Raw genomic sequence first — 22678 nt, forward strand, 5'->3', positions numbered from 1 at the left:
GCCCGTTCTTAAGCACTTACGCGTCGCCTGTGGCGTTGCTCGCGTGAAGTACATGAAGGCCCCCTTCCTTGCGCTAGGCGCAAGGAAGGGGGCCTTCCTGTACTTGGGGAAGGTGTGAAGGTCGAGTTTCTTCGGCTGAGCCGAGGGAAGGGGTCCTTCACGCGCCGCCGTGGTGACTGGTGGTACTGCGGGTCAGCCTCGTCCATACCCGAATGCCGCGCTAGCGTCGTCCGGGGGGAAACGCGGTCCGTGACGCTGTAAAGGCGTCACCGGCCTGATTTCACACAACCGGCGGCCACGCAGAGATAGGCGACCGCGAGGGCGGCCGACCAGGTCGCACCTGTTTCGACGGCCAGATAGAGATGCACCAGCGCGAGGACGCCATAGGTCACAGCGAGTCCTCGCAGGGTTTCGGAGGTACCCAAAGACCACGCACCGCCCTGGTTCACGGCCACGAAAACGCCGATGTGCCCGGTACGCCGCCGTCGAGCGGCAGGCACCGGGCACATCGGACGGACGCGAATCGTCAAGCTTCCACCAGCGTCGTGGTTCCCGCACACCCTACGGGAACCAGCACTTAGTTGTGCTGGCTCGTCCCGCCGTCGAGCACGCCACCCGCGGCGCAGTTGTAGGGGGACTCGCCGCTGGCCTCGTGGGCACCCGGCGAGAGGATCGGCACCCCGATGCCGTTGAGCGAGTCCCGGATCGGAACCTGGACACCCAGCACGTTGACGTCGTTGTCACAGACGCCGAGCGTGGCGTTGACGTTGTGCAACACGTCGGTGTTGTTCAGGTTGAGCAAACCGACCTGCTCGCTGATGTCATAACCGTGGTGACCGTGGTGACCGTGGCCTTCGTCGTCCGGCGTCCCGGCAGACGCGATTCCTCCGGTCAGGAACGCTCCGGCCGCCGCCGCCGCGGCGACGAAACCGATCTTCTTCAGCATGAATTCTCCTCGGATAGGAATGGGGGACGTAGGTGAAGGGCACCGGCGTGCCGCAGCGCAAAAGCTACTGACCCGGTGGACGGATCTCCATCCGGTGCCATCATCGTGTGGTTCGAAACCGCGTCCGACCGAGGTTCTTGTAGTCCGAAAGAGGGAATGTACCTCGTTTGTGAATCCTGACGACGGTGACCTCATGAGCACGATTCCCCGGTGCCCCGACATTTCGCGAGGGAGGCGCGCGAAGATCGGTCACACACAGTGTTGAGGAATTGTTTCGAGTATCGTCACGCTACCCTTCCGAACTACAAGCACCGGCACGAAGATTCCTTTCGGGTGACGAAACTGCCGCCACGGTCCTTCGAAAGTGGTGACTCCACCGCATCTCTACGCTCCCTGCTATCTCAGCGAAGTGGCCGAATGCCGGTCCGGTTCGTGACGTGACGAGAAGGAGCCGTTGGTGGTCGCTTACGGGATACTCGTCGTATCGGCCGCGCTGTACGCGATAGGGATCGTCGCTCAGAGCGTCGCCGCCCGGCGTGCCGCGCATGAGCGTGGAACAGGTCTGGGACTACTCGCCCGGCTGGCCACGGACCGGCTTTATCTGGTGGGATTCGCCGGACAGGTAGGCGGTTTCGCGTTCGCGTTCTTCGCTCGCGAATCACTGCCGCTGTACCTGGTCCAAACCGCTTCGTCGTCGGCGATCGGACTCGCGACCCTTTTCGGCGTCGTGGTCTTGAAATGGCGGGTGCGGATCAGTGAGGCACTGATGCTGGCGCTGATGGCGTGCGGACTGGTCGTCCTCGCCGGCTCGTCGAAACCCTCCGTCGCCAACGATTTCTCGCCGACCACCGTTCTGCTTCTGACGGCCACCCTGGTCGCGATCGGCGTGACCATGACCCAGCTGGGCCGGACGGACACCTTCCTGCTGCCCGCCGTGCTTTCCGGGGTTTCGTTCGCCGTGGTGGCGATCATCAGCCGGGTGCTGGCCCATGAGGAAGTCACCTCGCTGCCGTCGAATCCGCTGACCGGGCTGATGCTGGGCGCCGCCGTACTCGGGCAGGCTTCGATGGCGGTCGCCCTGCAGCGCGGCCTCGCCACGGCGGTCGTGGCGACCGCCGACGCCACGACGATCGTGCTGTCCTCCATCACCGGCATCACGGCGCTCGGTGATCAAGTCGCCGAAGGGACCGGGCCTTGGGTGGTCTCCGGTCTCACGGCGGTCGTCGTCTGCGTACTGGGGCTCGGCTCACAGGCCCGCGCCACGCCTGCCTCGGCCGGTGTCGCGGAGAAGGCGGCATGACCGTGCGGCCACTGGCGAGCGTGTCGATCGACCTCGACAACCTATGGGCCTACCGCAAGACCCACGGCGACCCCGAGTGGCGCCGGTATCCCAGTTTTCTGCCATCGGCCGTGCCGCGGTTGCTCGAAGTCCTCGGCGAGCAGCGGCTGACGACGACGGTGTTCGTGGTCGGTGCCGACGTCGTCCGCGAAGACGGCGCCAAGGCGGTCAACGAGATCACCGCGGCCGGTCACGAAGTCGGTAACCACTCGTTCGGCCACGAGCCTTGGCTTCACCGCTATACCCGTGCCCGTCTCGAAGACGAACTGCGGCGTACCGATGACGCGATCGTCGAGGCCGGTGCCCCGCTCCCCCTCGGCTTCCGCGGGCCGGGTTTCAGCCTCAGCCGCGACCTCGTCGAAGTACTGGCCGGACGCGGATACGCCTACGACGCCAGCACCTTCCCGACCTGGATCGGTCCTTTCGCCAGGGCCTACCACAATCGCACGGCGCCTCGATGCGACGACGGTTACGACAGCGACGGACGCGACGAACTGTTCGGCGGCTTTTCGCGGGTGCTGGCGCCGGTACACGCGTATCGCTGGCGGACGAGCGCCGGCACCGGCCTCGTGGAACTCCCGGTGACGACGATGCCGTTGGTGCGCACGCCGATCCATGGTTCGTACCTCCTGCGCCTGCACGAGATCTCGCCCCGGTTGGCCAGGGGCTATTTCAAGACGGCACTACGGCTTTGTCTCGCCAGGAAGGTCGCACCGTCTCTTCTGCTGCATCCCACCGACGTCCTCGGCGGCGCGGAAGCACCCGGGATGGAGTTCTTCCCCGGGATGGCCGCGCCCAGTGGCCGCAAGGTGGCTTGGCTGGGGTGGGTTCTGCGCGCCTTGCGTGAGCATTTCGACGTCGTCGGCACCGGTGAATACGTACACCGGACCAACCCGCGGCGGGAGCGCGCGGTGACCTGCCTGGACGCCGGGAGATGACCGCCTTCACGATCGTCACCCCCGTCGAACACGACACACGGGCGGCGATGCTGCGCGTTCTCGCGTACGCCACGGTCGCCTTGGCGCCGATCGAGGGCTATCTGGCGGCCGTGCACCCGCATCTCGGCAAGGTCGTGCCCGCGCTGCTCGTCACCACGTGGCTCATGGCCCGTGTCCATCAGCGACGGTTGCCCCGGCCGACGCCGCTGCACGCGGTACTGGCGCTGCTCGCGACGGTGGTGGCGATCACCGCGGCGACCCATTCATCTGGCGCCTTCACCGCGGAATACAGCTTGCGGTGGCTGCCCTTTCTCGTGCTCACCGCGGTGCTGGCGGATGTCGCCGGTCGTGAGGCACCGATCCGCGAGTTGCTGCTGGCCATGGCGACGGGAGCCACCGCGGCCGCGCTCGGCGGGCTGTACAGCCTCGTCGTCGACGGGCAACCACGCGCCGCTGGTCCGCAAGAGGATCCGAACGACCTCGCCTATTTCCTGGTCGCCGCGGTTCCGCTGCTCTTCGTCGCACGTCAGGGTTCGCCTCGGCGGTCGCTCGTCGTGACCCTCGCTTGCACCGTACTGGTGGCCGGCGCGACGGCGACCTTCTCCCGTGGTGGCGCCTTGGGGCTGGCCGCCGCCGTCGGCTGGCTGACCCTGCGCCGGGTCCTGTCCTGGCGGGTACTCGCCGCCGCGGCGGCCGCGGCCGGGGTGCTGTGCGTGGCGGCGATGTCGCTCACCGGTCCGCTGATCGAGCGGGCGTTCCAGGAGAAGACCTACATCGCGGCCGCCAATGTGGACACCAGGGAGCTGCGCTGGCAAGCGGCGGCCCGGATGGTGGCCGGACATCCGGTGCTGGGCGTCGGTCCTGGCGGATTTCGCGAAGAGTACGCCGCCGAATCGCGCAACGCGGAGCTCGATGAGCAGACCCCGGTGGCGCACAACATGTACCTCGAAGTGTCCGCGGAACTCGGGCTGCCGGGATTCGCCCTGTTCATCGCGATGATCGTGATCGCCGCGACAGCGACCGAACGGGCCGTCCGGACAGGCGACTCCGCCGCCAGGACAGAGGCGATCGTGCTCCAGGCGGCGTTGCTGGCGGTGCTGGTCACCTCGACGTTCCTCTCCGAGCAGTACTACCTCCCGTTGTGGTCGCTGACCGCGTTCGCCGTGGCGGCCGGAGACGGGTTCGCCGAGAGAAAGGCGGGTTTCGATGCGTGTCCTGCACGTGATCAGTGAGATGGGCGCCGGCGGCGCCGAAACCCTCGTGGCGGGCATGGCGGCCCGCGGCGAGGAGTACGGCTGGGTGTCCGCGGTCGCCAGTGGCGGCGGATTCCGCGCCGACGCGCTGGCCGCGGACGGGGTGGCGACCTTCCCGGTCCCGCTCGCCCTTCGCAGCGGCACAGGCGTGCTGCGGGCGGCGTGGGCGGTCCGCCGGGCGATCGCCCGGTTCCGGCCGGAGATCGTGGTGGCCCACAACGTCGGCGCGAGCCTGGTCGCCCGGCTCGCGCTCGTTCCCTGGCGGCGGCCGTTGGTGACCGTCTTCCACGGCGTCGCCGACGATGAGCTGACGATGGCCGCACGCGTCGTCCGGCGCACGTCCGACCGGGTGGTCGCGGTTTCCCCCGCCACGGCTGACCGGCTGGCCGAAGCGGGCCTGAGCCGTCCGGTCGTGATCCGCAACGCCGTGTTCGCGCGCCGCCCGGTCTTCGGCCGGGCGGCGGTGCGGGCGTCGCTCGGCGTCGCGGCCGGGACGCCGGTCGCGCTCTGTCTCGCCCGGCTGGAGCCGCAGAAACGCCACGACGTGCTGCTGGACGCGTGGGCACTGCTCGAAAGCGACGCGGTGCTGTGGCTGGCGGGTGACGGGAGCCTGCGTGCCGAACTCGAGTCCCGTCACGGGGACTTGAGTGGCCGGATCCGGTTCCTCGGTACTCGCGAAGACGTGCCCGACCTTCTCGCGGCGGCCGACGTGACGGTGCTGACCAGCGATTGGGAGGGCCTGCCGCTGGCCGTACTCGAATCGATGGCGGCCGGGCGGCCGGTCGTCGCGACCGATGCCGGCGGGGTCGGTGAGGTGCTGTCCGGCGGCGCCGGGGTGGTGGTGCCGCCCGGCGACCCGCTGGCCGTGGCGAAGGCCTTGGGCCCGTTGCTGCACGACAAGTCCGCACGGGATTCCTTGGGCGCCGAAGGCCTGCGGACGATCCAGCGGGAGTACGACCCGCACACGGTGATGAAGGCCTACGACGAACTGCTCCGCATGACGCTGGAAGGCAAGCGGTGAAAGAACTCCTGACGAGAATTCCGCGCACCGCGCTTCTCGGTGCCGCCGTGGGACTGCTGATCGGCTCGCTGGTCTTGACGGTGGGCTTGTCCCGCGACGAGCAGTACCAAGGGCGCGTGAGCCTGCTGGCCGAGCCCATCGGGCAGGCGGAGGGCTCGGTCGCGCAGTACGGCGAAGTCGTCTCCCTGGCCTTGCCCGCGCTGGTCGAACTCGCCCGCAGCCCTTCGGTGCTTCAGGCCGCGGCACCGGTTTCCGGTTACTCACCGGAAGAACTCGGTCGCCGGACCTCGGTGGAGCTGGTGCCGGCGTCCGGGCTGGCGCGCCTGTCGGTGCGGGCGGCGTCTTCGGAGCAGGCGGACGCGACGGCGTCGGCGCTGGGCAAGGCACTGGTCGACGCGAATCTGCTGGCCCCGGTCGGGAGACTGCGGCCATTGGACAGCAAGGCAGACGTCGCCGTGGTCACGCCGGACACCTCGCTGGTGCTCGGGCTCGCCATGGTCGCCGCCGTGGCCGCCGGGCTCGCCACGGCGGCGATCCGCCGGACGATGCCGTCGAAACCCGGTGGTGGGACGGGGTCCGTGCGCCGGGCGCTGCTCGCGGCGGGAATCCGGCGACCGGTGGCGGTGCTGCGCGGGGACGACCCCGCGATCACCGACCGGCTGACCGTTCTCGGCCTCGCGACGGGGCGGCCGGTACGGGTGGTCCCGGTCGCCCCCGAATACAGCGAGACGGCCGAGAAGCTGGCGGCCGCGCTTTCGGCGGACCAGAACCGAAGCGGCTCCTCGGTGGTGGCCGTGGCCGGACGGCGAAGCCAGGACGAGCTGACCGCGGCGGCCGGTGTCCTTCCCCCCGAGGCCGTGCTCATCGCGGTGGTCCTGGCGTGAGCACGAGAGACCGCGCCGTCCTGGTGGTCGCGACGATCGTCGGCTCGCTGAGCGCGTGGCACGCGCTCACGCCGTCGTGGCAGGTGCCGCTGCCGGGACAGGCCGACCCGGCCGAGGAGCGGCTGCAGGACTTCCGCGACGCGCTGTACTTCCCGATCCGGGAGTTCCTCGCGGGCGGTGATCCCTACGATCCCGCCGCGATGTTCGCGCATTGGCCGGTGCGGCAGGACTTCAACCTCTACCAGCCCTACCACCTCTTGGCGCACCTGCCGTTCGCGCTGCCCGGCTACCGGGTGGGCGCGGTGGCCTTCACGGTGTTCTGCTTGCTGCTGCTGGTAGCGCTCGCGGCGCTGGCCACGGTCGCGGTCCGGCGGCTCGTCCCCGTTCCGTTCACGATCACCACCGTGGTGATCGCGGCGCTGCTGGTGACCAGCCAGGTCGGGAAGGCACAGCTTTACGTCGGCCAGGTGAACCCGCTGATCGCCCTCGGCGTGGCGGGGGCGCTGCTCGCCCGGCGGGACCGGCCGGGCTGGGCGGCCGTGGCGCTCGCGCTCGCCTGGCTCAAGCCACAATTCGGTCTTCCGCTGGCGATCCTGCTCTTCGCCAGGGGATCGCGGCGGGTGGCGCTGGCCGGGACCGCCGTCGCGGCGGCCGCGAGCCTCCCGGTCGTGGTGCTGCTGGTGATCCGGAGCGGTGGGGCCGTCGCCTTCCTCGACGTCGTCGCCGCGAACATCGCCCACGCCCGCGGTACCGCCTACGGTGCGGTCGACTCCCTTACCGCACAACGGATCGACGTCGCGGCGGTGGTGTTCCGGGTCACCGGCTGGGCTCCGTCCGGCATCGAACCACTCGTCTTGGCGGGGGTGCTCGTCACGAGCGTGCTGCTCGTCCGGCGGCTCGACCAGGCGTCGGCTTCCCCGGTCGCCGACCTGCTCACCTGTCTCGCCGTGGTGGTCTGCCTGGTGCACCAGCCCGGTGACGTGCTGATCGCCGTGCCCGCGATGGCCGCGGTGGCCGTGCTCTGGTGGCGCCATCGGGACGAGCCGGGATGGGGCGCGGCCGGACTCGCGGTGCTCGCGGCGGCGATACCGTTCGCCCATCTGTACACAGTGGACTCGGCGGTGGTCTCCCTGTTCGGCACGCGGGTGGCCGTCACGATCGACGGGGTCGCCGTGGTCTTCGCGTGGTGCGCACTGGTCTGGGGCGCCGTCCGGCTGACCGGAACCCGCTCCGCCTCGCTGGTCGCGGCCGGGAGTGGCGGATGACCGGCGGACTCGGGACGAAGGCGGTCCGGGGCTCGCTGTGGCTCGGCGCGGTCAACCTGGTCAGCAAGGGCAGCCAGATGCTGATCACGCTGATACTGGCGGCGCTGCTGACCGAGGCGGAACTCGGGATCGTCGCGCTGGCGGTGTCGATGGTCAACCTCGGCCAGGTGGTGCAGTCGATCGGCGTCTACGACGTGATCAGCCGCACCGAACGCGATCCGCGCCGGATGGCGGGGACCGTGCTGACGATGAGCGTGGGCGCCGGCCTGGTCCTGGGTATCGTGCTCGCCGCCGCGGCGGGTCCGGTCACCGCGGTGCTCGGCGCCCCGGACGCCGCCGGCCTGGTCCGCCTGGCCGCGGTCGGCCTCCCGTTCTCGGCCGCGGGCGGGGTCCAGATGGGGTTGCTGCATCGGAAACTGGACTTCCGGCGGCGGCTCGTGCCCGACGGTGGGAGCGCGATCCTGGGTGCCGTCGTGACGGTCGTGCTCGCCCTCACCGGTGCCGGACCGGTGTCCGTCGTGCTCGGCCTGGTGTGCACGTCGGTCGCCCAGCCACTGCTCGGTGTGTTGGCAGGCGGCGGCGTGCGGCCGTGCTGGGATCCCCGGGCGGCGGCGGAAGCCCTGCGCTGGGCCTCAGCAGTGGGGCCCGCGGCCGTCGTGGCGGCGGTGCTCGTCAACCTCGACTACCTGGTGGTCGGCCATCTGCTCGGGCCGGACGCGGTCGGCGTCTACTCGCTGGCCTACCGGCTGGCCTGGGTGCCCTACATCATGGTGGCGGTCGTACTGGGCGCGGTGGCCTTTCCGGTGTTCACGCGGTTGCGCGAAGACGAAGGCGCGCTGCGGGAGATGGTCACCCGGTTCACCCGCGCCGTGCTCGTGATCGCCGGCGGCCTCTACCTCGCGCTGACGGTACTCGCCGACCGTGTCGTGCTGTTGGGCGCGCGGTGGGCGGACGCGGCGGGTCCGCTGGTCCTGCTGTCCGGTTACGGGCTGGGTATCTGCTTGCTGCAGATCTGGTACCAGGCGGTGAAGGCGACCGGGCACGCCAAGCGATATCTGGCGCTGGAGTGCACCCACCTCGCGATGCTCGTGGCCGGGCTGGCGTTGCTGGCGAACCTCGGGATCGGCGCGGTGGCGGCGGTTCAGCTCGCCTCCGCCTGCCTCATGCTTCCGATCACCTGGCGCGTCCTCACCGGAACCGGCGTCGCGCCGCCGGTTCCCGGACTGGCGGGGCTTGTGACCCGCATCCTTGCTGCCGGCGTGCTCGGCGCCCTGCCCGCCGTCCTGCTCGGCCAAGCGGGCTTGTTCGGGCCCGCGGACTCGCTGCCGGGGACCCTCGCCGAGAGTTCGGTCCTCGTCGCCGGTTACGCCGCGGCGACGCTGGTCCTGCACCGCGGCGAGCTGCGGGTGCCGCGCCGGGAGAGTACGCGATGAACGTCGTGCACGTCTCCCAGCCGGTGACCGCCGGCGTGGCCGCGGTCGTCCTCGAACTCGCGGTGGCTCAACGGGACCGGGGCTGGTCGGTGACCGTGGTGTGCCCGCCGTCGAGCTGGCTCGCCGAACGCTTGCGGTGGCACGGGATCGAGGTGCGCGCCTGGGCGGCGACCCGCTCCCCCGGCCCGCGGGTGATCGCCGAAACAGTGAGACTGCACCGTGTTCTCGCCGAACTGCGGCCGGACGTCGTGCACCTGCACAGCTCGAAGGCCGGGCTGGCGGGACGGCTGGCCCTGCGCGGAAAGCGGCCGACGGTGTTCCAACCGCACCTGTGGTCCTTCGAGACCGTGCGCGGGCCACTGCGTCGTGCGTCCGCCGCCTGGGAACGGCTCGCCTCCCGGTGGACCGATCTCGTCGTGTGCGTGAGCGACGACGAACTCGCCACGGGGCGGAAGGCGAAGGTGACCGCGGACGCGGAAGTCGTCTGCAACGGCGTCGACACGACGAGGTTCACTCCTCGCGACCGGATCACGGCACGGCGAAGGCTGGGGTTGCCCGAACGAGCGCCGATCGCCGTCTGTCTCGGCAGGCTGGCCGAGCTGAAAGGCCAGGATCAGCTGCTGTCGGCCTGGCCGGAGGTGTTGCGACGCGTGCCCGGCGCACAACTCGTGCTCGCCGGCGACGGGCCGATGGGTGCCGTCTGGCGTGAGCGTCATCCGATGGCGGCGCACGGATCGGTGCGGTGGCCGGGGCACGCCGACGATCCGGTGGCGTTCTACACGGCCGCGGACGTCGTGGTACTCCCCTCGCGCGCCGAGGGAATGGCCCTCGTCCCGTTGGAGGCCATGGCGTGCGCCCGGCCGGTGGTCGCCTTCGACGTCGGCGGGATGCGCCAAAGCATCGCCGACGCGGGCACCGTGGTGCCGCCGGGTGACCTGGACACGCTCGCCACCGCGGTGGCCGCCCGGCTCGCCGGGCCGGAACTGGCGCGGCTCGAAGGCGATCGCGGTCGACGGCGCGTGGAGCTGTCCTTCGACCGGAGGCGGATGACCGACCAGATCGCCGTACTCGTCGAGAAACTCGTCACGGAGGAACGCATCCGGTGAAACTCGCCTATCTGCTGACCCAGGACCGGGGCGGTCCGGTCGACGTCACCGTCCGGCTCGCCGCGACCCTGCTCGGCGAAGGTGTCGGCGTCCGGGTTTTCGGCCCTGTCCCCGCCAGGAACGCCGACCTGCTCGAGGACAACCACGAACGGCTTCTCGTGGCGGGTAAGCAAGACCTCGCCGCCGCCGTCCGCGCGCGGGCGGCGATCCGGGCCTGGCGGCCGGACGTCGTGCACGCCCAGGATCGCCGTGCGGGACTGGTGCTCGCGGGGATGCGCTTCCCGCGTGCGGCACGGCCGCTTCTGGTCCAGACCTACCACGGTGTGCCGGACGACGTGACCGAAAGCTGGTTCCGCGCCGTACAGGGTGCGGTGGGGCCGTCCGCCTACACGCGGGCTGTCCTGACCGGCGACGCGGCGGTGGCCCGGATCCTCGACCACACCATCGTGCCCGCCGCGGCGATGGGCCGGTTCCTCCGCACGCGGCTGCGCGTACCCTCAAGTCGGCTGAGCCACATCGACAACTGCGTCGAACCCGCCGAACCGAACCCGCCCGCCGGACCGGTCCGGCACTTGATCTTCGTGGGCCTTCTGGTGGAACGTAAGGGAATCCTGGAACTGCTCGCGGCACTGTCGATGCCGGGAGTCTTCCCGCCCGGCGCCAGCCTGACCGTGGTGGGTGACGGCCCGCAACGGGCCGACGCCGAACAAGCCGCGCGGACGCCGTCCTTGGGTGGGCGCGTCGATTTCCTCGGTTTCCGGCCGGATGTTCCCGCTCTGCTGGCGAAGGCGGACGCGCTGGTGCTGCCGTCCACCATGGAACAGCAGCCCTTGGTCGTGGCCGAGGCCATGGCGGCGGGAAAACCCGTCGTCGCCACCGATACCGGAGGGGTGGCCGACATGCTCGGCACCGCTCCCCTGGTGCCACCGGGTGATGTTCCCGCCCTCGCCGACCGCCTGCGTGCGCTGTTCGCCGACCCGGACCCGGCCCGGACAGGCGTCCTGCTCGCCGCGCGAGCCCGGCGGCGTTACGCACCGGATGTCTGCGCGCGGCGACACCTCGACCTGTACGCGTCGCTTCTCGGGTCTCGTGAGTGTTTTGGGTCGTTCTAACGACCCAAAACACTCACGAGGATTGTTCAGAGGATTTCGATGACGCGGACCTTCGGTGGACGATTCGGGAAACTGATATCGGTCCATCGGTTGATCCTCACGTCGGAACCATTGCTGTCGTAGTAGACAAGGTCGTTGTTCCCGGTGTAGATCCGATCGATCCACCAGCCACCGAAGCTGATCCTCCCGCGGTTGGCGTAACAGTCCACACTGGTGCCACCGCCGAGATGCGACCAGATCTTCAGGAAGTTCTCCCCGTCTTTGCAGGGGATGTGGTCGATGGCGAACGAGGTTCCGGTCGGCACGACCAGCGTGAACGTGGCGGCGACGGCGGCCGCCACGGCCATGACGCGCCGCGCCTTCTTCTTGCTCGAGATCACAGATTCTCCTTTAGTGGAATGTCGAAAAGGAGTGTGCGTCCTACCGGACGAGGATCTCGGCGAAAACGGACGGCTGTCAATTTTCGCGGGGTTCACGGGTACTTTGGGGCAACTGGATCGCCCTTCCGCGCACTAGAACTCGGCGTACATCTTGATGTCGCCGAAGTCGCTGTCGAGGTTGTCCAGATGGCTGACGGCGTCCTCTTTCCAGACTTCCAGCTGGTTGCTCTCGCCCTGGGTCAGTGGCTCGCCGTCGGCGACCTTGTTGGCGTAGTTCGTGATCGTGACGGTCTGCCCGCGGCAGAACTCGACGCGTTCCAGGAACCTGTCCGCCATGTCCTGGTCGAAGACCCGGCCCATCCGGACGTAGCCGTTGTTGACGTGCTCTTCGCAGTAGAAATGCGCGGCGGCGGAGGCGATCCACTCGGTCAGCGAGTCACCGCGCGGCCATTTCTCCCGGACGTGCGGTTTGAGCTCCCGCGAGAGCCGGATCACCCGGCGCCGTTCGGTGTCGTTGAGCCCGTCCTCCTTGCGGAAGTCCAGGATCATGTCGTCGACGATCTTGGCGATCTTGAGGATACGCGGCTGGTCGAGTTCGGCCGGTTTGTCCGGCGGCAGCCCGGCCATGACCCTCTCGTGCACGAGAACGTACTGCGTGTACGCGTAGAGGAAGGTCAGCGCGTTCAGCTGCCACTGGTGTCGTTCGGCGATCTCCACGGCTCCGACCCTAACCGCGCACCTACTTCCGGACCTGTGGAAGCGGCGGGGATTCACCCTATGCTCTCTTCTTCGTCCACGGCTGGGAGGCAGGAACCGTGCAGAGGATCGCGAAGGTTGTCGTAGGTGTGCTGGGGGCCGGGCTGATGCTCGCCGCCGGGACCGGGACGGCGTCGGCCGAGGCCACTCCGCCCAAGGTCACGAAGGGTCCGTGCCAGTACACGCAGACGCCGGACGACCCGGCGGTGCGGCCGGTCCCGCTGCCGCCCGACCCTCGTCGTACGCCGAACCGGGGCAAGGTCCCGGTACAGCTGAAGACGAATCAGGGCAAGATCGATTTGACCCTCGACCGGGCGAAGGCGCCGTGCACGGCGCAGAGTTTCCTGCACCTGGCCGGGCACCGGTTCTACGACCGCACGACCTGTCACCGGCTGACGTCGTATCCGACGCTGAAGGTGCTGCAGTGCGGCGACCCGAGTGGCACCGGTGAAGGCGGCCCTGGCTACAAGTACAAGGACGAACTGCCGGTCGGCTTGCCCCCGGCGCCGACCGACCCGACCGGCGAGCGGAAGGTGTACTCGCGGGGTGTCCTCGCGATGGCCAACGCGGGCCCGGCGACGAACGGCAGCCAGTTCTTCGTCGTGTACGGCGATTCCGCGCTGCGCCCGAACTACACGATCTTCGGCACCGTGGGTTCCGACGGCCTCGAAACGCTCGACAAGGTCGCCGCGGGTGGTATCAAGCCGACTCCGGAGGCTCCCGCACCGGTCGACGGCGCCCCGGTCCGCACGACCGACATCCTCCGTGCGCGCCCCTGGTACTGCTGACCCTTCTACCGCGTTTCGTCCTCTAGTTGCGGTAGTACGTACTACGAACGACCGCAACTAGAGGACGAAACGCGGGGGGTCAGGTGACCTCGAAGATGGCCTCACGCAGGGCTTGGGTGGCGCCGCTGAAGGCGTGTTTCGCGGCGGCGCCGTACCCGATGATGAGCCCTTCGCGCTGGGGCTCGCCGATCCAGTAGCCGCTGAGCCCTTCGAGCCCGATCGCGCGACGGCGGCAGGCGGCCAGCACCTCCAGCTCGCCGGGGATCCCGCCGTCGAACTGGAGGACGAGGTGCAGTCCCGCCGAGATCCCTTGATGCCGCACGGAATCCGGCAGGGCCGCGAGCAGCCTGTCCCGCCGCGAGCGATACTCGGCGCGGCTACGGCGGATGTGCTGGTCATAGGCACCCGACTCGATCAGTTCGGCGAGCGTGAGCTGGTCCAGCAGCGAAGGCCGGGCCCCGCTCGCGTGCATCTCCGCACGCACCGGTTCGACGAGGAAACGCGGCAGCACCATCCAGCCCAGCCGCAGGGCGGGTGCGAGCGTCTTGCTCGTTGTCCCCACGTACACGACCCGCTCGGGTGCCAGTGCCTGCAACGCGCCGACCTGCTGGTGGTCGAAACGGAACTCGCCGTCGTAGTCGTCTTCGATGACGACGGCGCCGGTTTCCGCCGCCCACCGGGTGAGTTCCGTGCGTCGCCGGGGTGCGAGGGTGACGCCCAGCGGGTACTGGTGCGCCGGGGTGACCACCACCGCCGGACTGTCCAAAGCGGACACTTCGATCCCGTCGCCGTCGACCGGGACACCGGCCACCCGTGCGCCGTTCGAGGCGGCGATGTCGCGATAGATGTGCAACGACGGGTTCTCGAACGCGATCTCGTCCGCCCCGCGTGCGTGCAGGACCCGCGCCAGGATCGCGATCGCGTGCGAGAACCCGGAGCACACCAGGATGCGCGCGGGGTCGGCGACGACGCCGCGGCTCCTGGCCAGATACACGGCGAGTGTTTCGCGTAGTTCCGCCGCGCCCGACTCGGCGGTGTAGTCGAACGTCGTCGTCGGGGCCTTGTGCAGTGCCCGCCGGGTCGCCGCGAGCCAGGCGGGCCGGGGGAACGCCGAAAGGTTCGGCCTGCCGGGACGCAGATCCCAGCGCGGCGCCGGGTCGCGGGGGACCGGCCTCGGCGGTGACGCGGGCAGCGTGCCCGCCGTCGCGACCCGGGTCGGCGCGCCCTGCGACGTCCGCAGGTAGCCCTCGGCCGCGAGGTCGGCGTAGACGCGGGTGACCGTTCCCCGCGCGATGCCGAGGTCCTGCGCCAAGGCCCTGGTGGAGGGCACCGTCGCGCCCGCCTTCCAGCGGCCCTCGCGGATCGCCGCGCGGATCGCCGCCGCGAGCCCGGTCCGGCCGCTCTCGGGACGCCAGTCCAGGTGGACGTCCATTCCCGAACTGGACCACGAATCTGCCATGTGACTGGACCATACCCGTGGGCCAGTCGCCGCTAGATTCAGTGTCATGAGCAAGCGAATCCACGTGGGCAAACGAGTGCCCGAGATCTACGAGGCCATGGCGAAACTGCAGGCCGAAGTCGAAAAGGCCGCCATCAACGCCGGGGTCGACCAGAAGGTCCTCGAACTGGTGAAGATGCGTTCGTCGCAGATCAATCACTGCGCGTTCTGCCTCGACATGCACTCTCACGACGCGGTGCAGATGGGCGAGTCGCCGCGTCGGCTCTTCGTGTTGGAGGGCTGGCGCGAGACCGAGCTCTTCACCGAGCAGGAGCGCGCCGCGCTGGCGCTCACCGAGTCGATCACGAATTTGTCGAGCGTGCACGAGGTGCCGGACAACGTTTACGAAGAGGCCACCCGGGTCTTCACCGAGGAGCAGTACCGCACCGTCGTCTGGGAAGCCATCGCGATCAACAGCTGGAACCGCATGTGCGTGATCAGCCACGCGCCGCTGCCCGAGCGCGCCGAATGACCGCCGCCCGGCTGCGGGAACTGCATGTCGCCGGCAGCCCGCTCCTGCTGCCGAACGCGTGGGACGCCGACAGCGCACGGCTCGTGGAAGCGGCCGGATTCCCTGTCGTGGCAACGAGTTCCTTCGCCATCGCCAAGGTTCTCGGCTACGACGACGGCGAAGCGGCACCCGCCGACGAGATGTTCGCCGCGGCCGCCCGGATCGCACGGGCGGTCTCGGTACCGGTGACTGTCGACGTGGAAGCCGGCTACGGGTTCGACGCGGGGGAACTCGCCACGAGGCTGGCCGAGGCAGGCGCCGTCGGCTGCAACTACGAGGACACCGACCACGGCAACGGTGGGCTTCGCCCGCTGGACGTACAGGTGAAGCGGATCGAGGAGTTGCGGCAGGCAGCCGGGGACGCGCTGGTGATCAACGCCCGCGTCGACGTCTTCCTTGGCGCGGCCGACGAACGAGCCGTGCTGGACGACGCGATCGCGCGGGCCATGGCGTATCTCGGGGCCGGGGCGGACTGCGTCTACCCGATCCTGGTGAAGTCGCCGGAGGTGCTGGGTGAGTTCGTGCGGGTGGTCGCGCCCGGCGCGGTCAACGCCGCTGCGCTGCCGGGAGGCCCAGATCTCTCCGCGCTCACCACACTGGGGGTGGCGCGGATCTCGCTGGGTACCGGGCTGTGGAAGTCGGTCCGCGCCGATATCGAGGCCAAGCTCGCGGACATGGCAGCGGGGAAGCTGCCGTACTGAAGGGTGGTGCGGCCAGGGGATGCCCGGCCGCACCATCCCGGCGATCAGTGCGAGACCGCCTTCTCGGCGCCCGTGCCGGTGAGGGAGCGGACCTCCATCTCGGCGTACTTCTTCTGGTTGTGTTCCTTGGAGAGCACGGTGCCGAGCCAGCCGAGGAAGAACGCGACCGGGATCGAGACGATGCCGGGGTTGTCGAGCGGGAACCAGTGGAAGTCGACGCCCTGGATCATCGAGGCGCTCTTCCCCGTCTTCGCGTCGACGGGCTTACCCGAGACCGCCGGTGAGAACACGATCAAGAGGACGCACACGATCAGTCCGCCGTAGATGCTCCACAGCGCACCCTGGGTGTTGAATCGCTTCCAGAACAGCGAGTACAGGATCGTCGGCAGATTCGCCGACGCCGCCACCGCGAACGCGAGCGCCACCAGGAACGCGATGTTCTGCCCGTTCGCGAGGATGCCGCCGAGGATCGCGACCGCGCCGATCACCAGTGCGGTGATCCGGGCGACCTTTACTTCCGAAGCAGGCGACGCCTTGCCCTTCTTGATCACGTTGGCGTAGACGTCGTGTGCGAAGGACGCCGACGCCGTGATCGTGAGTCCCGCGACCACCGCGAGGATCGTCGCGAACGCGATCGCCGCGATCAGGCCGAGCAGGACCGGGCCGCCGAGTTCCAGCGCCAGCAGCGGTGCCGCCGAGTTCACGCCACCGGGCGCGGCCTTGATCTTGTCCGCGCCGACCAACGCGCCCGCGCCGTAGCCGAGCACCAGCGTGAACAGGTAGAAGACGCCGATCAGGCCGATCGCCCATACCACCGAACGACGTGCTTCCTTCGCCGTCGGCACGGTGTAGAACCGCATCAGGACGTGCGGCAGGCCCGCGGTGCCCAGCACCAGCGCGATGCCGAGGGAGAAGAAGTCGAGTTTGGTCGTGCCGGTCTTGCCGTACTGGTTACCCGGCCCGAGCAGCGCCTCACCGGCCTTGCCCGCCTTGTCCACGGCGCCTTGCAGCAGCGCGGAAAGGTTGAAGCCGTACATGCCGAGCACCCACAGCGTCATCGCCAGCGCGCCGACGATCAGCAGCGCCGCCTTGATGATCTGCACCCAGGTGGTGCCCTTCATCCCGCCGATCAGCACGTAGGCGATCATGATGATGCCGACGATCACGATGATGAACGCCTGCCCGGTCTTGCTTTCGATCCCGAGCAGCAGCGCGACGAGGCCACCGGCACCCGCCATTTGCGCCAGCAGGTAGAAGAACGAGACGGCAAGGGTGGACGTCGCCGCGGCGGCCCGCACCGGACGCTGCTTCATCCGGAAGGCCAGCACGTCACCCATGGTGAACTTGCCGGTGTTGCGCAGCAGTTCCGCGACCAGCAGCAACGCGACCAGCCACGCCACCAGGAAGCCGATGGAGTAAAGAAAACCGTCGTAACCGTAGATGGCGATCGCGCCCGCGATCCCGAGGAAGGACGCGGCGGACAGATAGTCGCCCGCGATGGCGACGCCGTTCTGCGGACCGGTGAACGCGCGGCCCGCGGCGTAGTAGTCCGACGCCGTCTTCGTGTTGCGGCTGGCCCGGAACACGACGAACAGCGTGATCACCACGAACAAGCCGAAGATGGTGATGTTGAGTGCGGGGCTGCTGCCCTCGACTCCGGCGGCGAGGGTCATTTGGTCTCACTCTCGAGGTCCGTGCGGATCTTCTCCGCGAGGGGGTCGAGTTTCTTGTTCGCGTAGCGGACGTAGAACCCGGTGATCACGAAGGTCGAAACGAACTGCAACAGACCGAAGACGAGGCCGACGTTGATGTTGCCGATCAGCTTCGTGCTCATGAAGCCGTGCGCGTAGTCGGCGAGCAGCACGTAAAGCAGGTACCAGACAAGGAACAGCGCCGACACGGGGAACACGAACCGGCGCAACCGCGAGCGCAGCTCCTTGAACTCGGGACTGTCGTGGGCTTTGTCCCAGTCGGTTTCAGACGGACCGGACACGTCCGTTTCGGTGCTCATGGTGCTCTCCTCGCGCCGCGAAAGTGTTCCGCGCCACGTTAGGGAGAGGGTCGGGGGACCGGAACAGTCAGCGGTTCAAACGCCTGCCGATACGACGAACGGTCGACGAACGGTAGCCGGACCAAGACGAAGGGGTCTCGGCCGCGCGATCGTCGAGGTGCAGCCGCAACATGGCGGCCGTCGACCAGGCAGGAGGCCTGCCCCGTAAGGAAACCACGAGCATTACGCCGAATGCCAGCGGAACCGACCACGGGGCGGGCTGGGACACCAGGATGGCGGGCAGCCCGGTCAGCGCCGGGCCGAACAACGCCACCAGTATCGAGCCCGAAGAAGCGACGAGACCGGTGAGGACACCACTGATCGCGCCGGCCGCGGTGAGCCGGTTCCACCAGATGCCGAGTACCAGCAAGGGACAGAACGTCGACGCGGCCACGGTGAAACCCCAGGTGACGAGCACGCCGGCGTCCAATCTCGCCGACGGCAACGCGAGCAGGACCATCACCGCGGCCGCGCCGAGCACCGACCACCGCAGTCTGCGCAGGCCGCCGGGCGCGAGGTCGTGCGCGATCGCGCCCGAGATCACCAGCAGCAGACCGAGCGACGTCGCCAGGAACGCGGCAAACGCGCCCGCCGTCAGCAGTCCGGTGAACAGCGACCCTGCCCAGCCGTCGTCGACCTGTGCCGGCAACGCGACGACGACCGTGTCCGTCGCGCCGGAAACGTACAGTTCGGGCACCAGCACCCGGCCGAGTACACCGTAAACCCCTGGGAACAAGTAGAAAACGCCGAGCAGGGCGACGGTGATCGCGGCGGTCCGGCGGGCGGCGCGGCCATCCGGGCTGGTGTGGAACCGCATCAGGACATGCGGCAGGCCCATGGTGCCGAGCATGGTCGCGATGAGGATCGCCCAGGTGCCGAGCAGTGGGTAACCATGGTCGCCGAGGTCGAGCAGCGGCCGCTGCCAGTCCGGCCCGCCCAGCGGGGCACCGCCCCGGACGGCGGGAACCGGCGCGCCCTTGGCGAATTCCAGCACCTGGCCGCTCTTGGCGATCAATTCTCCCGGCGGCACAACATGTTTCCCGGGAGTGAGCAGTGTGGTCGGCTCGCGCAGGGTCAGCGTCACGTCGATCTCGAAGGACAGCCGGGTGTCGCGCGCGAAATGGGTGAATTCCACCGGGTGCACGGAATCCACGCGTTCCCCGGGGGTGACCTGCGCGACCAGCCAGATCGCGGGAACGAGGAACAGCACCAGTTTCAGCACGAACTGGAACGCCTGGACGTAGGTCGCCGCGCGCATCCCGCCGAGTGCCAGTGTCGCGCTGACCGCGGTGCCCGCGATGACGACACCAACCCAGTACGGCGTCCCGCCAACGGCGGTGAGCACCAGCCCCGCGGTGCGGAATTGCGGGACAAGGTAGAGGGTTCCGATCACCAGGACGACGACGGCGGCGAGACGGCGCAGCGCGGGGGAGGCGAGCCGGGCTTCGGCGAAGTCGGGGACGGTGAGCGCGCCGGAGCGCCGCATCGGTGCCGCGACGAGCACCAGCATCGCGATGTAACCCGCGGTGAACCCGACCGGGTACCAGAGCGCGCCGATCCCGTCCTTCACCACCAGCCCGGCGACACCGAGGAACGACGCCGCGGACAGGTACTCGCCGGAGACCGCGGCGGAGTTGACCAGCGGCGAGATCCGGCGTGAGGCGACGAGGAAGTCCGACGTCGTCCGCATGGCGGCGACGCCGCGCAAACCGATCAGCAGGGTGACCAGCACGACGGGGGCCACCGCGAACGCCGTCACCATTACTCGTCCTCGATTTTTTCCGCCCGGCGCAACTGCCACCACGACAGGAGCGCCATCGCCGGGTACGGCAGGATCGCGATCATCAGCCAGGACACCGGAATGCCCAGCAGCCGCACGGAATCCAGGCCGGGGAAGAGCCCGAACACGAGCGGGAGCCCGAACACCAGCCCGAACATCCCGGCCAGCGCGGGCAGTCCGCGACGGCGCTGGGCGCGGTAGAGCAGGTCCGCGCGTTCGGCGTCGCCCGCCGCCAGCCGGGGCACCCGCCAGCGTCCGCGTGCCCGGCGCCGCGAATGCGCGAGCCGGGTCTGTGGGCTGGTGACGGTGACCCGTTTGATCCGGCTCACGCGCGGTTCCCGCGGCCCAGTTCACCGCGTTGCGCGGCGGCAAGCAGCCTGTCGCGCAGGTCGCGTGCGTGACGACGGCTCACCGGGACGTCGCCTGCTTCGGTATGCGCGAGGAGGCCACCCGTGGTGTCGCTGCGTAGTTCCAGCACCGCGTCGACGGCGAGCAGGAATCCTCGGTGCACGCGGGTGAAACCGGTGCCCTCCCAATACTCTTCGAGCCGGGAGAGGGGCATCCGCGTGACGTGGACGCCGGATTTGGTGTGCAGCCGGACGTAGTCGCCGTGTGCTTCGACGAACTGGACGTCGTCGCGCCGGACGTACCGGGTGCGCCCGCCGGACTCGACCGGCAGCGCGGACATCGCGTCCGGCGCCGTCTTCGGCTCGTTGTTCTGGTCACCCACCATCCGGACCACTTTGGACAGTGCGGCGGAAAGGCGTTCCGCGCGGACCGGCTTCAGCAGGTAGTCGACCGCGCCGATACCGTAGGCGGCAACGGCGTGCCCGTCGTGTGCGGTGACGAACACGATCACCGGCGGCTCGTTGAGCCTGGCCAGCAGCGACGCGAGTTCGAGCCCGTCGAGGCCGGGCATGGAGATGTCGAGGAAGACGGCGTCGAAATGACTGCCCTGCAACATCTTCAGCGCGCTGAGCGCGTCATCGGCCGCGACCACCTCGGCCACTTCCGTGGCTTCACGCAACAGGCCGCACAACTCGTCGAGGGCAGGCGGGACGTCGTCGACCGCCAGTACCCGCAACCCGTTCGTCACGGCAGCACCCCCGGCTGGAATCGGGGCACGCGCACCACGACCCTGGTGCCCGCGCCGATCTCGGTTTCGACTGTGAGGCCATACCATGGCCCATAGACGTTGCGCAGTCGTTTGTCCACATTGGCCAGTCCGACCCCGCCGTCGTCACCGCGCCCGGCCAGGATCGCCGCCGCCCGCGCGGGGTCCATCCCGAGCCCGTCGTCCTCGACGCTGATCACGCAGTCGTTCCCTTCCGCCATTCCCCGCACCTGGATGAAACCAGCCTCGGATCTCGGCTCGATCCCGTGCCGGATCGCGTTCTCCACCAACGGTTCCAGCACGAGATACGGCACCGCGACGGCCAGCACCTCCGGCGCCACCCGCACCTGCACCCGCAGCCGCTCGCCGAGCACCGCGCGCTGCAACGCCAAATAGGTCTCGATGGCGCGGAACTCGTCGGCGACCATCGTGTACTCGCCGTGGCGGGCGAGGCTGTAGCGGGTGTACTCGGCGAAATCGAGCATCAGGTCGCGCGCGCGATCCGGGTCGGAGCGGACCAGCGACGAGATCACGGTAAGCGCGTTGTAGACGAAATGCGGTGAGATCTCGGCCCGCAGCGCGCGCAATTCCGCCTCCGCCGCCTGCTCGGCCGACGCTTCCAGCCGTCCGCGTTCGAGTGCGTGGACCACGAGGTCGGCGGCCTGGCGGGCGAGAGCGTTCGTCCCTCCGGTCATCAGCAGAACGCCGGACAGTTCCTCGTGAACGTGCAGTGGCAGCGCCAGCAGCCCGGGCTCGGACACCGGCGTCTCGGAGTGGAGGACCTCGTCGAGCGCCGAGACCACGACGTCGTCCGCCGCCGGACGGCCCGACCAGATCAGTGAGCCGGAGAGATCGGTCAGCCCGAGGCCCGGCACGCCGAACAGGCGCCGCAGCCCGTGCGTGGCGTGGCGGACGCGGGGACCGGCGAGGCCGTCCATGAGATCGTCGGAAATCCGCTGGGCGGCGGCGAGCACCGGCACCGGATCCGCGTCCAGGGAGGTGCGCCACGGCAGACGGGTGGTCATCCGGCCTCCTCCGCGACGGTGAGGACTGGATCCTACGTCGGTGCGTGGTTTCGGCGGCTACGCTTCGGGCATGGTCGCTGAGACTGCTGCCGCTGTCGTGCTGCGCCTGGACGTCGTGACGCGACGGCTCGCCGGGGTGGGATTCGTGGTGTTCGGCGGGGGCGGCGTCGCGATGCTCGTCGTCTCGCTGGCCGGGCTCGCGCGGCAGACCGGGTCGCAGTCGATGTACGGCGTGCTGTTCGGGCTGCTCAGCCTGGCCTTCGCGGGGCTCATCCTGCTGGGACTACGGCGCTCGGCCGCTTCCCTGGTGGTTTCGGCCGCGGGTTTCGCGGTGCCGGGCAGCTTCGAGGTCCGGTGGACCGAGGTCACGCGGGTGCGGGTGTGGCGGGAGAAGCGGCGGGTGGGGCGGTGGATGCACTGGTGGCACTACCGGCTCTCGTGGGTCGCCGCTTCCGGGCCCGAGCTGCTGCTCGACGACGGCGAGTACGCGTACGCGCTGGGGCATTTGGGTGGCGGTGCTGCGCTCTATGCGGCGCTGGCTCTCTTCGCACCTGCTGGGGTGGTTGAGCTGCGGGAGTGAGTGGGGTTCGGCGCTGTTTTGTGGGTGCTGCGTGCTTTGCGCTACGCGCTTTGCGCTTTGCGTTTGCTTCGCGCGCTCTTCGTGCGTCCGGATGTCATGAGGGGTCCCCATAGGACAAAATTTGTCCTATGGGGACCCCGCAAGAAACATGGGGGGGGTGGTGTTGGGGGGGGAACCCCCCCCCGTGGGCACCAAAGA

At 69.2% G+C, this 22678-nt stretch carries 24 protein-coding genes; 13 read left to right on the forward strand and 11 right to left on the reverse strand.

Annotated elements, in window-relative coordinates; genetic code table 11:
- Positions 1 to 266: 266 nt before the first annotated feature.
- Together AB0M65_RS30295 and AB0M65_RS30300 are read right to left on the reverse strand one after the other, a co-directional pair.
- Positions 267 to 530 carry a hypothetical protein gene (locus AB0M65_RS30295; RefSeq protein WP_364035032.1) on the reverse strand — a complete coding sequence of 88 codons (264 nt, stop codon included), beginning with the start codon at positions 528 to 530 and terminating at the stop codon, positions 267 to 269.
- Positions 531 to 577: 47 nt separating this feature from the next.
- Complete coding sequence (locus AB0M65_RS30300) at positions 578 to 946, reverse strand: hypothetical protein (RefSeq protein ID WP_364035035.1); 369 nt, start codon at positions 944 to 946, stop codon at positions 578 to 580.
- A 457-nt stretch (positions 947 to 1403) separates the two neighbouring features.
- Here AB0M65_RS30300 and AB0M65_RS30305 point away from each other — a divergent pair, with 457 nt between their 5' ends.
- The 9 genes from AB0M65_RS30305 to AB0M65_RS30345 are packed head-to-tail and all read left to right on the forward strand — an operon-like array spanning position 1404 to position 11297.
- Positions 1404 to 2246 (forward strand): hypothetical protein, encoded by an 843-nt coding sequence (locus AB0M65_RS30305; protein ID WP_364035038.1) that lies wholly within the window; start codon positions 1404 to 1406, stop codon positions 2244 to 2246.
- Positions 2243 to 3223, forward strand: coding sequence for a polysaccharide deacetylase family protein (locus tag AB0M65_RS30310; protein WP_364035041.1), 981 nt, complete (start codon positions 2243 to 2245; stop codon positions 3221 to 3223). The genes AB0M65_RS30305 and AB0M65_RS30310 overlap by 4 nt, the downstream gene beginning before the upstream one ends.
- Positions 3220 to 4455, forward strand: coding sequence for an O-antigen ligase family protein (locus tag AB0M65_RS30315; protein WP_364035044.1), 1236 nt, complete (start codon positions 3220 to 3222; stop codon positions 4453 to 4455). Before AB0M65_RS30310 ends, AB0M65_RS30315 begins: the two co-directional genes overlap by 4 nt.
- Positions 4430 to 5497 carry a glycosyltransferase gene (locus tag AB0M65_RS30320; protein WP_364035047.1) on the forward strand — a complete coding sequence of 356 codons (1068 nt, stop codon included), beginning with the start codon at positions 4430 to 4432 and terminating at the stop codon, positions 5495 to 5497. The genes AB0M65_RS30315 and AB0M65_RS30320 overlap by 26 nt, the downstream gene beginning before the upstream one ends.
- Positions 5494 to 6381, forward strand: coding sequence for a hypothetical protein (locus AB0M65_RS30325; RefSeq protein ID WP_364035050.1), 888 nt, complete (start codon positions 5494 to 5496; stop codon positions 6379 to 6381). Before AB0M65_RS30320 ends, AB0M65_RS30325 begins: the two co-directional genes overlap by 4 nt.
- The gene (locus tag AB0M65_RS30330; protein WP_364035053.1) at positions 6378 to 7646 is read left to right on the forward strand and encodes a glycosyltransferase 87 family protein; all 1269 of its coding nucleotides are present in this window, start codon (positions 6378 to 6380) and stop codon (positions 7644 to 7646) included. Before AB0M65_RS30325 ends, AB0M65_RS30330 begins: the two co-directional genes overlap by 4 nt.
- Entirely contained in the window at positions 7643 to 9079 is a 1437-nt protein-coding gene (locus tag AB0M65_RS30335) for an oligosaccharide flippase family protein (RefSeq protein ID WP_364035056.1), read from the forward strand. Before AB0M65_RS30330 ends, AB0M65_RS30335 begins: the two co-directional genes overlap by 4 nt.
- Positions 9076 to 10185: a glycosyltransferase gene (locus AB0M65_RS30340; RefSeq protein ID WP_364035059.1), complete on the forward strand. Its 1110-nt coding sequence runs from the start codon at positions 9076 to 9078 to the stop codon at positions 10183 to 10185. The genes AB0M65_RS30335 and AB0M65_RS30340 overlap by 4 nt, the downstream gene beginning before the upstream one ends.
- Entirely contained in the window at positions 10182 to 11297 is a 1116-nt protein-coding gene (locus AB0M65_RS30345) for a glycosyltransferase family 4 protein (RefSeq protein ID WP_364035062.1), read from the forward strand. Before AB0M65_RS30340 ends, AB0M65_RS30345 begins: the two co-directional genes overlap by 4 nt.
- Before the next feature lie 26 nt (positions 11298 to 11323).
- On the opposite strand, the gene AB0M65_RS30350 is transcribed toward AB0M65_RS30345, so the two are convergent.
- Positions 11324 to 11677, reverse strand: coding sequence for a beta/gamma crystallin domain-containing protein (locus AB0M65_RS30350; protein WP_364035065.1), 354 nt, complete (start codon positions 11675 to 11677; stop codon positions 11324 to 11326).
- Between the two features lie 132 nt (positions 11678 to 11809).
- On the reverse strand, positions 11810 to 12394 hold the full coding sequence (locus AB0M65_RS30355; protein WP_364035068.1) for a hypothetical protein: 585 nt from the start codon (positions 12392 to 12394) through the stop codon (positions 11810 to 11812).
- Positions 12395 to 12501: 107 nt separating this feature from the next.
- Here AB0M65_RS30355 and AB0M65_RS30360 point away from each other — a divergent pair, with 107 nt between their 5' ends.
- Entirely contained in the window at positions 12502 to 13221 is a 720-nt protein-coding gene (locus tag AB0M65_RS30360) for a peptidylprolyl isomerase (protein ID WP_364035101.1), read from the forward strand.
- A gap of 79 nt (positions 13222 to 13300) precedes the next feature.
- On the opposite strand, the gene AB0M65_RS30365 is transcribed toward AB0M65_RS30360, so the two are convergent.
- Positions 13301 to 14680: a PLP-dependent aminotransferase family protein gene (locus AB0M65_RS30365; protein WP_364035071.1), complete on the reverse strand. Its 1380-nt coding sequence runs from the start codon at positions 14678 to 14680 to the stop codon at positions 13301 to 13303.
- Between the two features lie 46 nt (positions 14681 to 14726).
- Here AB0M65_RS30365 and AB0M65_RS30370 point away from each other — a divergent pair, with 46 nt between their 5' ends.
- Entirely contained in the window at positions 14727 to 15191 is a 465-nt protein-coding gene (locus AB0M65_RS30370) for a carboxymuconolactone decarboxylase family protein (RefSeq protein ID WP_364035074.1), read from the forward strand.
- Entirely contained in the window at positions 15188 to 15931 is a 744-nt protein-coding gene (locus tag AB0M65_RS30375; RefSeq protein WP_364035077.1) for an isocitrate lyase/phosphoenolpyruvate mutase family protein, read from the forward strand. The genes AB0M65_RS30370 and AB0M65_RS30375 overlap by 4 nt, the downstream gene beginning before the upstream one ends.
- 44 nt (positions 15932 to 15975) lie before the next feature.
- Here the strand turns inward: AB0M65_RS30375 and AB0M65_RS30380 are convergent, their stop codons facing one another.
- The 6 genes from AB0M65_RS30380 to AB0M65_RS30405 all read right to left on the reverse strand — a co-directional run bounded on the left by AB0M65_RS30380 (position 15976) and on the right by AB0M65_RS30405 (position 21900).
- Entirely contained in the window at positions 15976 to 17604 is a 1629-nt protein-coding gene (locus AB0M65_RS30380; RefSeq protein ID WP_364035080.1) for a cation acetate symporter, read from the reverse strand.
- Entirely contained in the window at positions 17601 to 17942 is a 342-nt protein-coding gene (locus AB0M65_RS30385) for a DUF485 domain-containing protein (protein ID WP_364035083.1), read from the reverse strand. The genes AB0M65_RS30380 and AB0M65_RS30385 overlap by 4 nt, the downstream gene beginning before the upstream one ends.
- A gap of 67 nt (positions 17943 to 18009) precedes the next feature.
- Positions 18010 to 19743: a cation acetate symporter gene (locus tag AB0M65_RS30390; RefSeq protein WP_364035086.1), complete on the reverse strand. Its 1734-nt coding sequence runs from the start codon at positions 19741 to 19743 to the stop codon at positions 18010 to 18012.
- A complete protein-coding gene (locus tag AB0M65_RS30395; RefSeq protein ID WP_364035089.1) occupies positions 19743 to 20090 on the reverse strand; it encodes a hypothetical protein in 348 nt (115 codons plus the stop codon). Before AB0M65_RS30395 ends, AB0M65_RS30390 begins: the two co-directional genes overlap by 1 nt.
- Positions 20087 to 20857 carry a LytTR family DNA-binding domain-containing protein gene (locus tag AB0M65_RS30400; RefSeq protein ID WP_364035092.1) on the reverse strand — a complete coding sequence of 257 codons (771 nt, stop codon included), beginning with the start codon at positions 20855 to 20857 and terminating at the stop codon, positions 20087 to 20089. Before AB0M65_RS30400 ends, AB0M65_RS30395 begins: the two co-directional genes overlap by 4 nt.
- Entirely contained in the window at positions 20854 to 21900 is a 1047-nt protein-coding gene (locus tag AB0M65_RS30405) for a histidine kinase (protein WP_364035095.1), read from the reverse strand. Before AB0M65_RS30405 ends, AB0M65_RS30400 begins: the two co-directional genes overlap by 4 nt.
- 70 nt (positions 21901 to 21970) lie before the next feature.
- Between AB0M65_RS30405 and AB0M65_RS30410 the strand changes: the two genes are divergently transcribed.
- The gene (locus AB0M65_RS30410) at positions 21971 to 22480 is read left to right on the forward strand and encodes a hypothetical protein (RefSeq protein WP_364035098.1); all 510 of its coding nucleotides are present in this window, start codon (positions 21971 to 21973) and stop codon (positions 22478 to 22480) included.
- Positions 22481 to 22678 lie beyond the last annotated feature (198 nt).

The organism is Amycolatopsis sp. NPDC051071, from assembly GCF_040682875.1.
GTDB lineage: Bacteria > Actinomycetota > Actinomycetes > Mycobacteriales > Pseudonocardiaceae > Amycolatopsis.